A 15,260-nucleotide genomic window follows, 5' to 3' on the forward strand; every position below is an offset into this window, starting at 1 on the left:
GTCAACCAATCTGGGCCAAAGAAGCGTCCCGCTTGAGGTTGCCGAGGAGCTAGATAACCTCCAGAACATCCATCGTCACCAGGTCGATGTCCGGAAGAGGAGGATTCCCCTGAAAAAAGAATCGACCGGCGCGGTCCACGCGAAGGTCCCAGGGAGGGATGGGAGCCCCGTTGCGGACCTTGGGTGTGCTGAGCCGAACCTTGCCTTCGTCGTCGAGATCATCGTCCCGGTAGACACCCAGGATCATGTCGGCGTAACGCTCATAAGCGCTATCCTCCAGGACCGCAGACATCTCCCATGCCCCACCGTTTTTCTTCGCAGTCTCATACCCAGCGCGGTTGGACTGGATTGGCGCCAGGACGAGAAGGCGGTTCCCGGAGTCAAAGTGGGCGGCGAGGTCCTTGAGACGGGCGACCATGTCCTCGGCCTCTGGGCGGGGGTTCTTCCCGGGGAGCCGGAGGCAACGGGGGTAGTCGATGCACACCACGTCGATGGGGTGCTTGGCGTGCTCCTGGTCGATCAGGGCGATCACGGCATCGAGGGTCATCGCCGCCGGGCGGGCGACACGGATAATTCCCCGGCTTCCCTGACCATCGAACTGGGCCTCGAAGTCAGCCCGGACCCCGGAGAGCCACGAGCGGGCATCGGGAGAGAGCTGCCGCTGATACTGGGCGGCCTTCGTGACCTTCAGGTGCCGGGACTCATCGGGGAAGACCTTGAGGGCGTGGATGATCGCCAGGGCGGCGACCTCCTCGCCTACTTCAAACTCCAATGGGATCGTCAGGACCGAAGCACCCGCCATCGCAGCGTTGTAAACAATGGTCCGCGCCAAGGTGGACTTGCCCTGACCGGCGTGGCCGAGGAGCCCGACGAGCTGGCCCTTCCGGAGGGGGATTTTCTCGTCGATGGTGGTGATCCCTGAGGTGATCTTGTCCCGGTCGTCGGGGGCAAGGGCGGCCTCCCAGAGCTGGCGGAGGGTCGGGTCCCCCGAGGACGAGACCCGCGTCGGGGGCAAGCCCTGGCGGATGGCGTCGCGGTCGAGGCGGGCGAGGACGTATTGGATCGCGGCGTCTGCGCCCTGGAGCCGGAGCTTCTCACCGCCCTTCACGGGCTGGTCCACACCAATAGTGGCGATGGCCATCCCGTTCTTGAAGACCTTCGCGAGCTGTTCGTTTCGGAACGCGGTGGCCCTCATTTTGAGGATCGCCGGGAGGTCCTCGACCGCCTGCCTCACCAGCTCCCCGGCGTCGTCGGCGGCCTTGTATTCGTCGAGGTTGACCAGGGATGCCCTGGTCTCTAGGAGCGTGTGCTCCAGGAGGGATCGGGTCGGAGCCTCGCGGTTGACCAGGTAATAGACGTTGATGTTGTCGAGAAGCTCGCGCTCCTCGGCGACCGAGACCTTCTGGACGACCGTGAGGTTCTCGTGGAGCCACTGGCACGCCCGACGAGACTCCTCCATCTCGGTCGGCGTGGCGTTCTCGGGGCGGAGGATCGCCTTGACCAAGTGCCAGGTGGTGATCGTGATCTCAGACATGGGCAGCCTCCGGGAGTAGCCCCGTCCGGCCATAACGGGCCCGGAGTTGGAGAAGGCCAAGCGGCGAGGACCAGTAGGTCCGGAGCCCCTCGGATTCCCGGCGGGTGAGGATCCCCCTCAGGGCGGCCTCCAGGCGGTCGGGACGCTCGGGGGTGTCGCCGAGGCCGGTGAGGACCAGGACCTTCACGGTCTGCATCCGGTCCAGGGTGGTCAGGGTCGCCTTGTAGGCGTCGGAGGCGAGGTCGGCCATGGCCAGCTCGCCGAAGAGGACAGGCCAGGACACCCAGAGGAGCTGGTGGTTCTGGCGGTCGTCGTCCAGGAACCGGGGATGCGTGGCGACCATGGCCAGTAGGGTCTGGCGGAGGAGGGCGGCGATCACCCGGTCGCCCCCGACGGCCAGGAGGCCGAACGAGGCGGGGAGCTTGCCGACCAGGGCCGCCTCGATGGCGTGGTCGGGGAGGGCCGCCGCGTCATCAAGGTCGGCGAGGTTCAGGCCCTGAAGGGTCTTCGGGACCTTCCAGACCTTGAGTTGGCGGGTGGTGAACTCGTCGGGGGTCATCGGGCCTCCTGGATGGCGGGAGCTGGGGTGGTGATCGAGGTCTTGGCCTGAATACGGGCCACTTTCTGGCTGTAGGTCTCACAGGTGGGTTGGGGTGCAGGAGGAGCCTCCCGGGGGTTCTCGGGGGTGTGTTGGCGCTGGGCGGCGACCTCCCGGGCTCTTTTCAGATGGGCGGGCACTCGACGGGGGTCAGAGAAGAGGTAGCGGGGAGTCGTCGCAGGGTCGAATTTCTTTCCCCCGGACTTCGCCGGGAGCAGTCCGGCGAGGAGCGGAGTGTTCTCCGGGTTGGTCATGAGACCGAAGAGTTCCTCCGCCTCCTCGAACCAGCCCGGGCGGGAGAGGCACCGGTGGACCCCCGGGATAGCCTCCATGACCTCCTGGGAAATGGCGGGCCAGGGGGCTCCCTGGATGGTGATAGCTGAATAGGCGGAGTAGAGCTGAGTGAGTTCTGGGGTGTTCCTGTCGGGCGTAGCCCGGGTCCTTTGCTTTTCAATCCCCGAAGGGGAAATGGGCTCCATGTCTTTCATGTCTTTTATGTCTTTCAAAGAAGGACAAGAAGGCATAGAAGGCATAGAAGGCATAGCGTTGCTGACAACCTGCTGACCATGTGCGAGCAACTTGCTAGCGACTTGCTGAAAGGGGTAGCGACGGGGCAGAAGGTCGGGCACGCCGACGCCAATGTCCCCGTCCCGCCGATACTTCTCGGCCTTCACCCGCACGCAGAACTCAGGATCCCCATCGGGCCTCGGGTAGACGAGCCGCTCCAGCGGGTGGGGGTCCTGGTGGTCGTGCCACTTCGTGACGTAGCCGAAGCGACGACCATCGGCGTCGAACGATTTGACGAACCCGTCCCGCTCCAGACGACCCAGAGCTTCCTGGGCGTCGAAGTCATCCCGGGGAAGGAGCTTCATCGCCAGGGCCTCCGGATCCCACTCGAAGCACCCGTCGAAATCTGCAAGGGTCCAGATCCCCTGGAGCATCAGGCGGGTGAGGGGTGGACAACTTGCGAGCCGGTGGTTCGTGAAGAACTCAGGCGAGAGGGTTCGTTCCCTGGCCATCTATGACCCCACTCGTTGTTGATGAGGCCTTTTCTGCAGATGGAAGAGAAGGCGAAGGTTGAGAAGAACTGCGCTCCAGACCGCCATCTAGTAATCCCACTCAGCCGTGTCGCTAGGAAGCTCAGTGGGACCTTCCGTGATGGCCTGGTGGAACTCCTCCGACCAGGATCCGTAGTTGCGGCACACATGGTTAAGGGTGGCCTGGGCTTTCCTCAAGGAGATGGTGGGCTTCGGGGCATCCACCTGTTCTGCCCAGGGTTTCACGATGGTCTCGAAGTGGTCAGCGACCACCCGGAACACATGAGCATAGTGCTCGGCCAGAACTCGGGAGGTTCCTGGGGTGATGAGGATCAACCTAGGGTCCTCGCCCCATTCAACGTCCTCGCCCTCCGTGAGTAAGATCCCGTCGATTCCGAAGACGATGGTCAGCTCATCGAGCTTGAGCGGTTTCATGGTTTGCTCTCCTGTGAGTGTTGGAGTTCGGATCAGGTTGTGTTCCAAGTAGGCCAAGGCGCTGTGCTGTAAGTCGGGTTGTTCTAGGAATAGACAGACCGAAGGCAGGCCATGGCTAATCCCTTGAAGGTGGAAGGTGAAGGATTGGGTTTAGACCTTAAGCGTTGTTAGCCACCCTGTTTGGTTCGGCTGACAAGCCAGGCTTCTATGTCAGATCGACGGTAACGAACGCATCGACCGACTTTGATGTAGTCAGGGCCAACCCGCTTGGTGCGGAAATCGGCGAGGGTCATGATCGATACCCCGAGATAGGCGGCGGTGGCACGGGGATCGATCAGAGCATCGGCTGTTGCCAGATGGTGAGGCTCTGCGGTAGACAACTGGGATTGTTGGCTAGCCTGATGTGAGGGCTGGGGAGGATGTGGGTCGTGTGCCATGTGGGTTCCAGGATGGCCAAGATAGGCCTGCAATCATGAAACCCCATCCTTTTGGACTTTCTTAGGCGGGACAAATCCCGGTCGCAAATTTCCATTTCTGAAGCCCGTCTTAGCCTCTCCTTGAACAGGATCTGAAGGCTGTGAACACTGGGGTGTGGGTCTTATGGTTCTGTGGTGCCCGGTTCGTAGGTCGAAGTGATGCACTCCCACACCCTCGACTCATCAAGTGTCGAGCTAGGTGGAGGGGCCCCGTCTCCACATTTCAAGTTCCACCGCCACTTGATTGCCTTGACCCGTTTGGCCCTTTCCCGGTTGACGTTGGCCATCTCAGCCATGTGCATCCACCCCCCCCTGGGATCTTCTCCCACCATCTCGTGGACGACCTTGGCCAGATCCTCAATGGGACTTCCGTATTTCTTGCGATCTTGGTGGGAGACACCATGTCGGCAATGATGTCGGATCAATAACGCTCGAAGGTCGCAAACAAGCCTAGCTGCAATATTTTCACTTGGCCTTCCACGATGTTTTGGAGAAGGGTAAGTGGCCTTGACGAGAAGCCCACTCTTAAACCTCAACATGTAATTCATCGTGAAAGGCGATGGGGTTCTTAATCGTTCGAGGTTGGCCATGTAAACCGTACCAAGGTATTTCACTTCAGCCCATGCGGACTCCTGAACAGGTTCAGAGAGTGCCGGGACGAAGCAAGCCAATGCCCTTCCCTTGAATGCCTCCCAGTCCCGGACCTCGGAGAATCCTGTCGCAGGTTTTCCACTGATGCCTTCGGAGTAGAAATTCACGTTTATTCCTTTATCGATTGGACTTAACTAGAATCAAATCGATTGAGTGAACGCCGACACTGGAGTTGGTATCGAGGGGAAGCTGGCATTTGTTCACCAGCAAATCCTCCCCCTTTACCTCAATTATAGGGCTGGAGGTCCAACGCCAGTTCGTTATGGCCAGCCTCGGCCACCGGCCCCATCGAATCGCCGAAGGTGGAGCGGCTGGGCGCGAGGATATGGCCTGCGAGATTGAGGGTGCACCGGGGCACCCTTCAGGCCCTATTCGGGAGTGTGAGTGTATGGGCGCGACGCCGCCCATACAAACCAACGGGGTGACCATCAGCCGGAAACAGCGAAAAAGGGATCCGGTGGTCGTTGGCTACTGCCGCGTGTCCACCCAAGAGCAAGCCCGGCATGGCGTCAGCCTGGACAACCAGGCCGAACGCATCAAGGCATGGTGCGATTTCCAGCAGCGCGGCACGCCCCTCATCGTCCGAGAGCTGGGCGTCAGTGGTGGGTCGCTCCTGAATCGCCATCAGCTCCGCATGGCACTCGGGATGCTGGAGCGGGGTGACACCCTCGTGGTTTGCGCCCTCTCCCGGCTGGTTCGATCCATCCGCGATGCGTTGGACATCGTCAAGCTATTGGAGAAGAAGGGTGCCAGCCTCGTCTCTCTGAGCGAGGAGCTGAACACCGAGACGGCTGCCGGAAGATTTTTGTTCCACCTGCTTGCAAGTCTCGCGGAGCTGGAACGGGGCCAGATCAGCGAGCGAACTTCAGCCTGTGTCCGGCACCTTTTCCAATCTGGGGGCTACATCGGGGGGAGGCGGCCCTTCGGTTTCAATCTTGTTGAGGTTGGCGGCAAAACCCGGCTGACCCTCAATGAGCAGGAGTGGAACGTCATAGAGGAAGCACGCCGCCTGAGGTCAGGGGGGCTTTCACTTCGGAAGGTCGCGGAGGCCCTTCGTCAGCAGGGGCACTGCCGCCAGTCTGGAGGACCCTATTACCCGGCATTGGTGGCCAGCATGATGCGGCCTAAACCATCCCTCGAAGCCCGGGAACCGGAGATTCTTGACTGCCAGGCGACTTGAGGTGAATGTGCTTTCCTCTCTTGAGGGGGCCCGTCAATGAAGTTTCCCATGTGCTGGGTATCATCCAAATGAAGACGGCCTATTCGACCAAAACCGGCGGCTGAACTTCAGACCATCCCCCGGTATCGAGGAGTCAAGCGGCCTTCGATACCACCCTGCTCACGGCACCGCTGGCGGTGGGCAGGAGAGCTGTACCTCAGGACCAGACCTCAAATCATTCCTCAACGGGCCACCAGCCACTTCCCTCACGCATGGAGACGTTCAATGAAAAACCGCCAGAAGTCCCACCAGAAGTCCGCCTCACGACAGTCGTCTGTTCGCCCCACAGTCCCTAGCCCCCTCCCACTGAGTCCAACGCCCTCCTCGGGGCCGGACAACCAAGCCCTCCAACTGGATTTTTTTTACTTCCTTGCCGACCTCCTGCTCCACCAGGCCACCAACATGAAATGCTCGGACCAGAAGCACCAAGAAGTCGTACGGGTGGCCTTCATAACTTCCGCACGCATCCTCCTCACCCCCAAAATGGGGTTCACTGATCGTTTCAGAATCAAAATGGACGGCCAGAACACGTCGGCCAAGCTCGATGTCCAAGTCGTACCAGGTGAAATCACCCTCGAAATCTTCGGCCTCTCAGACCCTTCGAGCGACCACGTCCACCGGTTCTCAACGGCATGCCCGCCCGATCAACTCCTCGGAGCGGTCGGCCTTCTTGCTCTCCATGCCCTTCTCTCTAACGGAGTTCTGATCGAAATCGAAATCCTCGAAAACTAATACAGTTCTCAACCAAAGTGGATAGTGCCGCTCCCTCAAAGCGGCACTATCTTTTTCGTTCCCCAGGACCAACCTGGATTAATGGAAATCCTTCGGACCTCCAGTCCTCACTTCGAGGAGGCTTGGTGGGCAGGGCCGCAGTAGGGCCTGGAGATCGGCCACTGGTGTAGTCGGGTCCAACCATGCCGCCCACTCCGAGGGTGCCAAGATCGCTGGCATCCGGTGTGGGCCAACTTTTAACGTGCGAGTTCCCATGCCAAAGAAAGCGACTCGGCAATGTCGGCGATTTGATGTTCGCCGACCAGCTTGCCCAGGGACAATCTCACCGCTCCGAGGGCTTGATCATTGGTGAGGCCCATGGCGAGAAGCACGGCGCTGCCATGATTTTGTCCGGCGTGGCAGGCCGCCCCGGTAGAGGCTGCGATCTCCTTTGCCTGACCCAGCAATGCACCGCCGGTTACCCCGGGGAAGCCCACGTTCAGCGTATTGGGAAGACGCTGGGAGGGGTGACCGTGGAGGCGGAGACCGGGGATCGCGGCATGAAGGCGGTCCCATAGCTCATCCCGCATCCGCAGAAGGCGTGCCGATTCGGCGGCCAGATCGCGGGCGGCGATCTCACAGGCTGCCCCAAGGGCCACGATGGAGGGGGTGTTCAAAGTGCCGGAGCGGAGGTCGCCTGGAGACCCCAGGAGCAGGGGCTGGAGGGGGGTTCCTTTGCGCACATATAAGACCCCGATCCCTTTGGGGGCATAGACCTTGTGCCCTACCAGTGAGAGAAGATCGACGCCGAGGTCGTCCACGTGGACGGGGACCTTTCCGACGCTCTGAGCTGCGTCGGTATGGACGAGGATGCCGCGTGCTCTGGCAAGTCTGGCCAGCTCCGCCACGGGCTGGAGCACCCCGGTCTCGTTGTTGGCGTGCATGAGGGTCATCAAGGCGGTGCCAGCGGAGAGGGCCGCATCCGCTTCGCCGGGTCGGACACGTCCGTCCACATCTACGCCCAGGCGGGTGATGCGCCAGCCCTCGGCCTCTAGGAAAGTGCATGGCCCATCCGTGGCCGGGTGCTCGATGACCGAAGTGACGATGTGCCGATCACCTGTCGCCGCCTGGGCGACACCCCGGATGGCGAGGTTGTTCGCCTCGATACCGCCGGAGGTGAAGACGATCTCCTCTGGAGTGGCTCCGATGAGGGTCGCCACCTGGGCTCGGGCCCGCATGATGGCCTCCCTTGTCCGCTGACCGTAGATGTGGGAGCTGGAGGCGTTGCCAAAGTGCGTGGAGAGGAAGGGCAGCATCGCCTCTAGGACCTCGGGCAACAAGGGCGTCGTGGCGTTGTGGTCCAGGTAGATGGGATCGGGGTTCGTGGTCATGAGGAATCCGTGGATTGACAAGGATGGCCGTTCGGATTTTAGTATTCAATAGATTTGTTGAATATCTGGAGCCCAAGCCCACCATGCTCTCCAACCGCCACTTCAAGGACCAGGTCTGGGAACAGTTCGCCCGGTTGGCCAAGGGCTTGGCCAATCCGAAGCGGATGGAGTTGTTGGATCTCCTGGCGCAGTGTCCGCGCACGGTCGATGCCCTGGCGAAACTGACGGGGATGCCCATCGCCAATACCTCCCAACACCTTCAGGTGCTCAAGGGCTCCGCCCTGGTTCGGACCGACCGGAAGGGGACATTTGTGGTCTACCGCTTGGCGACCCCGGAGGTGGAGGACTTCCTCACCAGCTTCCGTCGCCTGGGTGAGGTCCAGATCGCCGAGGTGGGCCAGCTCACCCGGACCTTCTTGAAGGAACGGCATCTGCTGGAGGTTGTAGACCAGGACGCTTTGGTTGATCGCGTGAGGCACCAGGAGGTCATGCTTCTGGATGTGCGTCCGGAGGAGGAGTTCCAGACGGGCCATATCCCCGGGGCGATCTCCGTGCCCCTTGCGGAGCTGAAGCGCCGGATCGCCAGCCTCCCAAAGGACCGTGAGGTCGTCGCCTACTGCCGTGGGCCCTACTGCGTTCTGGCGGTAGAGGCTGTCGAGCTGCTCCGGAAGCATGGGATCGAAGCCATCCGCCTTGAAGACGGCGTCCAGGACTGGCGCAAAAGGGGGTTCCCCGTCGCCGTAGGCCAGGCCTCCACGCCTCTCTTACCCAGCCCTCGGGCTTCCACCCGCACAAAGCAACCACGCTGACCCTCGTGGTCGCCATAGGAGATACCCCATGAAGCTTGGAATCGTCATCTACTCCACCGATGCGGAGACCGTGTGGAACGCCTTCCGGTTGGGTGTGTTCGCCCTCAAGGAAGGCGACACGGTGAACGTCTTCCTGCTGGCCAGCGGCGTCGAGTGCGAATCCCTGGATACCGAGCGGTTCTCTGTGACCGGCCAGATGACCGAGTTGGTGGAGAAGGGCGGCAAGATCCTCGCCTGCGGCACCTGTCTGAAGATCCGGAACTCTGAGGGCACAGAACTCTGTCCCCTTTCGACCATGAAGGACCTCTACGAACTCGTGCGGGATTCCGACAAGGTCGTCACGTTTTGAGTTGAACACCTGCCGACGCCAACCCCTAGAGCAGGGCCGTAAGGGCGGTAGTCAGGGCCGTGCAGCTTGCGGGCGGCAGGTCCCCTGGGTCTAGGATGCTCACCATGGACGTGCCCTTGAAGTGGTCGCCCGCCGCAGCCTGCAAGGCCCGCTTTAGGGTCTCACACCTGGTGGGGCCCACCTGCTTCGCCAGATTTGTGAACGATAGCTCGATGCGATCCTTCTTGCCCGCGAAGGCGGGCGCGAGGAAGCAGATGCCAACCTCCTTCCCTTCGATGCGGGAGCGGAGGCCAAGGCCCCCCGCTCCCCATTGCTGGCTTCCTCCCTGTTTCCGCCAGGCGCCGAGCAACGCTTTGAAGTAGACCCCGTTGACCTCGTTGGCCTCCGAGAAGAACTGCTTCTCGTCCATGAGGCCAATGCGGCATTTTTTTTCTGGGTCGTAGTGCGAAGTCATGGAGAACCTCGTTGGGAGTCGCGTTTGGTGCGGGTGGATTCCCCATTGTAGGTTGTCCCAGGGACTCCACCCCAGACCGCGTGGCGCTAGGACATGGCATCTCGCCTTTCCTTCGGCTTCCCCACCCAGGCGTAGAAGCTCGGCAACGCCAGTAGGGTGAACAGGGTGCTGGTGATGAGCCCGCCCACCATGACGATGGCAAGGGGGCGTTCAAGTTCGCTGCCGCCGATGCCGAGCAGCATGGGCATGAGGCCGAGGATGGCGCTCCCGGCGGTCATTAGCTTGGGGCGCACACGACCCAGGCTGGCTTCCTTGATGGCCTCATGGAAGGGCATCCCCGCAGCTATGAGGTGCTTGGCCTGGGAGATGAGGACCAGACTGTTCTGCACCGCCACACCGAAGAGCCCGATCACCCCCACGATGGAACTGATGTTCCAGGTCTCCCCTGCCAGCCAGAGGGCGATGAGGCCACCGGCGAAGGCGTTGGGCATGGTGAGCACGACCACGAGGACTTCCCGCCATCGACCGAGGGCTAGGTAGAGCAGGCCGACCACGAGGGCCAGGGCGGCTCCGATGGCCACCATCAGGCGCTTCTGGGTCTCCCGGGCATCCTCGATCTTGCCGCCCAGCTTCACGACGGTGCCCTTGGGCAACGTGATGCCCTTCAGGGCCTTCTCCAGGCGATCCGCCGTGCCACCGAGGTCGCCCTTGGTGCGGACGTTCAGGGCCAGACGCCGCTGGGCCGCTTCCCGACGGATCAAGCTGGGCGTGCTGGCCTCGTCGAAGCGGGCCACCTGACCCAGCTCCACCACACGGCCATCGTCCAGCACCAAGGGCAGACGCTTGAGGGTCTCGGGGCTGGTGCGGCCATCGTCCGGGAAGCGGACGATCCGTTCGATGCGCTGGGGGCCGTCGAAGCGAGGCGCAGTGTCGATGCCTTGCAGGGCTGTCCTCAGAGTCTTCACAATCAGCATCCGAGGCACGTCCAGACGACGCAGGGCGTCCTCGTCGGGCACCACGGTCCACTTTGGGAGCGATCCCGCGCCCTCGGGGGTGACCGACGCCACGCCCGGCACCTTGGCCAAGACTTCCTGGATGCCGGGGAGCTGGGTCTGAAGGGCCCCCAGGTCCGGGTGGAAGAGCTTGATCTGGATGTCCGCCGGAGTGCCCCCGATGCCTTCAGCGATGCGCATCTGCATGGGTGTGGTCAGCTCCACCGGATAGGGCAGCTCTTCAGAGATTTCTGCCACTTCCTTCTGAACATCAGCGGTTCGCTTGGACCCGTCCAGCACCACCAACACGTCGGAGATCGTGTGAGGCATGGGATCTTCGGTTAGTTCGGATCGTCCAGTTCGGCGGTAGACCGAGGAGACACCGGGGAGCTTGACCAGCTTCTGTTCGAGTTGGAAGTTGGCCTCGTCCACGGCGGCCAGGCTCGTCTCCGCTGGCAGGATGCTGTTCAGGAGCAGGGCGCCCTCGTCCAGGGTGGGCAGGAAGTTGCTCCCCAGGTTGATCGCCAGCCACAGGCTGGGGATCGTCAACCCCAGGAACGCCATCTGCACCAGCACCCCGTGCTTCATGGCCCACTCCAGGCCGGGCTTGTAGATGGCCTTGATGGCCTTCACGGGCCTGGGCTCCTCCAGCATGGAACCGGGGGGCAGGAACCGCTCCACGAGCGCCGGGACGAGCGTGAAGCTCAGCACTAGGCTGAGGGTCATCGCGGTGGCGATGGCCACAGCCAGGGGGGCATAGAGCCTGCCCGCGAGTCCCCCGATGGCCAGCAAGGGGATGAAGACGGCCAGGATGACCAGCACCGCCGTGAGGATGGGAACCCCCACTTCTGCGGCGGCCCGCGTGAGAGCCACCCGGCGGGGTTCGATGTGATCACGGTGTTCATGTAACCGGTGGGCGAGGTTCTCCACCATGATCACGGCGGCGTCCACCAGCAGACCCACCGCGATGGCGAGGCCGCCCAAGGTCATGGCATTGAGCCCCATGCCTGCGGCGCTCAGGGGGATCGCAGCCCCGAGGGTGGCCAGTGGGAGCACGGCGATGACGATGAGGGCTGCCCGGATGTTCCCCAAGAGAAGCACGAGCACCAGGGCGACGAAGAGTCCGCCGAGCAGGAGCGCCAGTGTGACGCCATTCAGGGCGTGGGTGACGAGTCCTCCCTGGTCATACATAAGGGTCAGTTCCATGCCCTCCGGGAGGCTCTGGCGAAGTTCATCCAGGGCCTTCCTGGTCTCCATGGACACGGTCAGGGTCTCCGCCGAGGGCTGCCGCACGACCCGCAGGCTCACGTCCTCGTGGCCCTGGTGGCGGGCGAGGCCGCGCCGGAAGCCAGCACCTTCACGGACTTCAGCAACATCGCCCAGGAGGATCGTCCCCCGGGGGGTCTTCAGGCGGAGCTTCTTCACGGCCTCGGGCTGGGCCGCGAGGCTGCCCACGGTGATGAACCAGCCCTTGTCTTGGATCTCCATCACCCCGGCGGCGCTGTCCTGGTTGGTGCCGTCCATGGCTTCGAGGATCTGGGTGAGGCTCACCCCCTGTAGGCGCATTCGTTCAGGCTGGACGATGATCTGGAGTTGGCGCTCCTCGCCGCCCAGGCGTTCCACGCGGGCCACGCCGGGAACGGCCTGAAGCCGGGGAATGATCACCTTCTCCGTATGGTCCCGCAGCTTCATGGGGTCCGTGGTGGGCCCTTCAAGCACGATCTCCATGATCTCCTGGAGGCGCCCAGCGGCACTGGAGACCAGCGGTGCTCGGGTCCCATCGGGGAAGTTGCCGATGATCCCTGCGAGGCGTTCGGCCACAAGCTGGCGGGCTCGCCAAGGATCCGTGTCGCCCTCGAAGGACACCACGACCTGCACCACCTCAGCCTGCACGGTGCTCACCACGCGCTTGACGCCGGGAAGGCCGCCGATGGCCTGCTCCACCGGCTGGGCCACGGTCAGCTCCAGCTCCGTGGCGGCCCGCCCGGGGCTCTGGATCAGCAGGTTGAGGCTGGGGAGCGTGAGGTCCGGGAAGAGATCCCGCTTCAGGGTCGCGAAGCTAGCCAATCCCGCGACTCCCCAGACCATGGCCAGGGCGAAGACCCAGCCCTTGCGGGGGAGCATCCAGTCGAACCAGCGGCGGATCAGGGTCCGGTGCTGGGGTGTGTAAACCTTGAAGGGATCGTTGGGCATCGCTGGATCGAGGGGGATGTCCGGATCCTGGTTGGCATTGGGCTCAGTGGTCATGGTCTTCCCCTCCGCTCTTCCGCTTGATCTGGAGGGACTTCAGCAGGTAGGCGCCTTCGCCCACCACTGTCTCGGCGGGCTTCACCCCGTCGAGCACCATCACATCAGTTCCCAACTCAGGGCCCCGGCGGACAGGTCGGAACACGGCCTCCTCGCCGTCCTTCACGAAGACGCCCCAGATGCCTTCCACCTGTTGCAGGGCGCTCTGGGGGAGGACAACGGTCTTCGCCAGGGGCACGTGGACCTCCAGCGGCGTGCCTGGGATCGGCAGCGGACCCCCCAGCAGGCGCAGGCGGTAGCTGAGGCGCCGGGTGTCCGTGGTGAGGGTCATGGGGGTGCCCTCCAGTCGCGCCTTCCAACGCTGGCCGTCGCCCTTGCGGACCTCGGTCATGGCGCCGGTTTTCCAGTTCTCCGGAGCGGGGAGCGGCAGCTCCAGGCGGGCGATGGCAGCGGAGGCGGCCTGGAAGCTACCCAGCTCCTGTCCAGCCTCGACCCCCTGGCCGGGCTGGATCTTGTAAGCGGTGACCGTGCCAGCTTTCGGAGCTTTCACGGTCAGGACGGCGCCAGTGGTCTCGGGGTTCTGCCCTCGGGCCTCCAGGGCAAGGCGGGCCGCTTCTTCGTCGGCACGGGCTGTGGCGGCTTCACTCTTGGAGACTTCCAAATCGCGCCGGGATCCGGCCTGGGCGTCGAAGAGGCGCTGCTCGCGGGCCAGTTCGGACTCGGCACGGTCACGCTTGGCCCTGGCGGACAGCCAGTCAGCTTTCAGTCGGGCCAGTTCGGGGCTCTGGATGGTGAACAACCCGACACCCGCGCCGACGTGCTGACCGGGTGGGACCTGGATCGCCGAGACGATGCCCTTCACCGGGCTGCTGAGGATGGCCTGGGCGGATTCGTCCCCGATGGCCTCGGCGGGATACCACGCGCCCTCGGCCTTGGGCTCGGGGACCACGAGGAAGCGAAGACCCCGGATGTCCTTCAGCGGAAGGTGCATATGCTCGTCGCCTTGGGTGGCCTCATCCTTCTGGGCCTCCTTGGTTTCAGCGGGGGCGGCGGCCTTGCGGTCGCAGGCAAAGGTGGCCACCAGTGCGAGGGTTAGCACGGAGAGACGTAGGACATGGTTCATGGGTTCACCCCGTTGGTGAGGGCCTGGACTTCGGCGGACAAAAGGTGGGCGGCGTGGAGGCGGCGGAAGGAAGCGGCCTTCGCCTCCAGGAGCTGGCGGCGGATGGGAAGGGCCTCGGAAGGCCGTTCCTTGCCCTCGCTGAGACGCAAGCTGATGGCCTTGAGGGACTGCTCAAAACCCGTGAAGGGCAGGGGTGGCGTGGCGGTCTGAAGCCTTGCTAAGGCGGATTGGAAGCGGGCATCCAGTTCCAGCAAGGCCGTCTCCAGCTCACGCTTGGTGGCCTGGAAAGTGGCCTCCGTCTCTCGCCTGACGGCCTGGCCTTCACCGGGGCGGGGGAAGCGATACGCGAAGCCCACCTTGCCGATGCGGTCTTCTCCTTCCTTGCCGTAGCTGCCTCGGAGGCTCCACCGACTGGTGGCGATGGCTTCCTGGTGCCGGAGGGCTTGCTCCTCCAGATCCAAGCGATCCTGGATGGCCCGGCGTAGGGCGCTGGCGTCGAACTTGGACTGGAGGCCATCGACGGGTAGCAGTGAAGCGTCCCCCGGGGCCGCCAAAACAGTTGGTGCTGGGGGCACATCAGCAAGAGACCGCAGCACGGCCCATGCGTTCAGCCGCTGGCGGCGGGCCTCGTCCAGATCCGCCTGGGCGCGGAGCTGTTCGCCTTCGACCAAGGTCACCTGGAACGCGGGGTCAGCACCGGCCTCCAGTCGCACCTGTGCGGCCTTGAACCATGCCTGCACCGTCTGGAGATCCGCCTCCCGGAGGTGCAGGATCTCCTCGGCCAGCCAGGCGTCCAAGTAACCTTGGCGAAGGCGGAACCGGGCCTCGACCTTGGCGGCGCCACGAAGGGCGGGGTCGGCTTGTCCGAGGGATGTCTCCAGGCGGCTCCGGGTGCCCTGCGACAAGAACAACGGCAAATCCAGATCCACGGTCTGGTCCGTAGTAGTCGGGGCGATGGGGTTCGTGCGGGGCCCGGCAGAGATGCCAAGGGCAGGTCCCTCGCGCAAGAATCCGCGTGTGCTGGCCAGGGCCCGGTGCCGCTCGGCAAGCAGGGCCTCGGTCCGGAACTGCTCGGGGCTGGTTCGCGCCCGCTGGACAATGTCGTCGTAGGAGAGTGGCGGCGCCTGCGCGAAGAGCAGGCAGGGCATCACCCCAAGAAGGAGAGATCGCATGGGAGCCTCAGTCGGTTCGAGTGGATGGCACGGCAGGGCGAGGCCCAGCCGTGGATTCGGAG

The 15,260-nt window shown here is 63.4% G+C and carries 16 protein-coding genes; 4 read left to right on the top strand and 12 right to left on the bottom strand.

What is annotated here, in order from left to right:
* Positions 1–49: 49 nt before the first annotated feature.
* The 6 genes from WAS25_RS06375 to WAS25_RS06400 form a co-directional block, all read right to left on the bottom strand.
* Positions 50–1,534, bottom strand: coding sequence for a DnaB-like helicase C-terminal domain-containing protein (locus tag WAS25_RS06375; protein WP_422310684.1), 1,485 nt, complete (start codon positions 1,532–1,534; stop codon positions 50–52).
* Positions 1,527–2,093 (bottom strand): hypothetical protein, encoded by a 567-nt coding sequence (locus WAS25_RS06380; RefSeq protein WP_422310685.1) that lies wholly within the window; start codon positions 2,091–2,093, stop codon positions 1,527–1,529. Before WAS25_RS06380 ends, WAS25_RS06375 begins: the two co-directional genes overlap by 8 nt.
* A complete protein-coding gene (locus tag WAS25_RS06385; protein WP_422310686.1) occupies positions 2,090–3,151 on the bottom strand; it encodes a hypothetical protein in 1,062 nt (353 codons plus the stop codon). The genes WAS25_RS06380 and WAS25_RS06385 overlap by 4 nt, the downstream gene beginning before the upstream one ends.
* An 87-nt stretch (positions 3,152–3,238) precedes the next feature.
* On the bottom strand, positions 3,239–3,604 hold the full coding sequence (locus WAS25_RS06390) for a hypothetical protein (protein WP_422310687.1): 366 nt from the start codon (positions 3,602–3,604) through the stop codon (positions 3,239–3,241).
* A 167-nt stretch (positions 3,605–3,771) separates the two neighbouring features.
* Entirely contained in the window at positions 3,772–4,041 is a 270-nt protein-coding gene (locus WAS25_RS06395) for a helix-turn-helix transcriptional regulator (protein ID WP_422310688.1), read from the bottom strand.
* A 161-nt stretch (positions 4,042–4,202) separates the two neighbouring features.
* Positions 4,203–4,838 carry a hypothetical protein gene (locus WAS25_RS06400; protein WP_422310689.1) on the bottom strand — a complete coding sequence of 212 codons (636 nt, stop codon included), beginning with the start codon at positions 4,836–4,838 and terminating at the stop codon, positions 4,203–4,205.
* 281 nt (positions 4,839–5,119) lie between these two features.
* Here WAS25_RS06400 and WAS25_RS06405 point away from each other — a divergent pair, with 281 nt between their 5' ends.
* Positions 5,120–5,911 carry a recombinase family protein gene (locus WAS25_RS06405; RefSeq protein WP_422310690.1) on the top strand — a complete coding sequence of 264 codons (792 nt, stop codon included), beginning with the start codon at positions 5,120–5,122 and terminating at the stop codon, positions 5,909–5,911.
* Between the two features lie 264 nt (positions 5,912–6,175).
* Positions 6,176–6,682 (top strand): hypothetical protein, encoded by a 507-nt coding sequence (locus tag WAS25_RS06410; RefSeq protein ID WP_422310691.1) that lies wholly within the window; start codon positions 6,176–6,178, stop codon positions 6,680–6,682.
* A gap of 78 nt (positions 6,683–6,760) precedes the next feature.
* Here WAS25_RS06410 and WAS25_RS06415 read toward each other — a convergent pair whose 3' ends face one another.
* Positions 6,761–6,937, bottom strand: coding sequence for an SOS response-associated peptidase family protein (locus WAS25_RS06415; RefSeq protein ID WP_422310692.1), 177 nt, complete (start codon positions 6,935–6,937; stop codon positions 6,761–6,763).
* Positions 6,919–8,052 (bottom strand): cysteine desulfurase family protein, encoded by a 1,134-nt coding sequence (locus WAS25_RS06420; RefSeq protein WP_422310693.1) that lies wholly within the window; start codon positions 8,050–8,052, stop codon positions 6,919–6,921. The genes WAS25_RS06415 and WAS25_RS06420 overlap by 19 nt, the downstream gene beginning before the upstream one ends.
* 83 nt (positions 8,053–8,135) lie before the next feature.
* Here WAS25_RS06420 and WAS25_RS06425 point away from each other — a divergent pair, with 83 nt between their 5' ends.
* Positions 8,136–8,861: an ArsR/SmtB family transcription factor gene (locus WAS25_RS06425; RefSeq protein ID WP_422310694.1), complete on the top strand. Its 726-nt coding sequence runs from the start codon at positions 8,136–8,138 to the stop codon at positions 8,859–8,861.
* Between the two features lie 28 nt (positions 8,862–8,889).
* Positions 8,890–9,210, top strand: a complete 321-nt coding sequence (locus WAS25_RS06430; RefSeq protein ID WP_422310695.1) for a DsrE family protein — start codon at positions 8,890–8,892, stop codon at positions 9,208–9,210.
* 25 nt (positions 9,211–9,235) lie between these two features.
* On the opposite strand, the gene WAS25_RS06435 is transcribed toward WAS25_RS06430, so the two are convergent.
* The 4 genes from WAS25_RS06435 to WAS25_RS06450 form a co-directional block, all read right to left on the bottom strand.
* The gene (locus WAS25_RS06435) at positions 9,236–9,664 is read right to left on the bottom strand and encodes a hypothetical protein (RefSeq protein ID WP_422310696.1); all 429 of its coding nucleotides are present in this window, start codon (positions 9,662–9,664) and stop codon (positions 9,236–9,238) included.
* Between the two features lie 86 nt (positions 9,665–9,750).
* Positions 9,751–12,903, bottom strand: a complete 3,153-nt coding sequence (locus WAS25_RS06440) for an efflux RND transporter permease subunit (RefSeq protein ID WP_422310697.1) — start codon at positions 12,901–12,903, stop codon at positions 9,751–9,753.
* Positions 12,893–14,026, bottom strand: coding sequence for an efflux RND transporter periplasmic adaptor subunit (locus WAS25_RS06445; protein WP_422310698.1), 1,134 nt, complete (start codon positions 14,024–14,026; stop codon positions 12,893–12,895). Before WAS25_RS06445 ends, WAS25_RS06440 begins: the two co-directional genes overlap by 11 nt.
* Positions 14,023–15,198, bottom strand: a complete 1,176-nt coding sequence (locus WAS25_RS06450; protein ID WP_422310699.1) for a TolC family protein — start codon at positions 15,196–15,198, stop codon at positions 14,023–14,025. Before WAS25_RS06450 ends, WAS25_RS06445 begins: the two co-directional genes overlap by 4 nt.
* Between the last annotated feature and the right edge of the window lie 62 nt (positions 15,199–15,260).

It is taken from the genome of Geothrix sp. (assembly GCF_049292215.1).
In the GTDB taxonomy this organism is placed as follows: Bacteria; Acidobacteriota; Holophagae; order Holophagales; family Holophagaceae; genus Geothrix.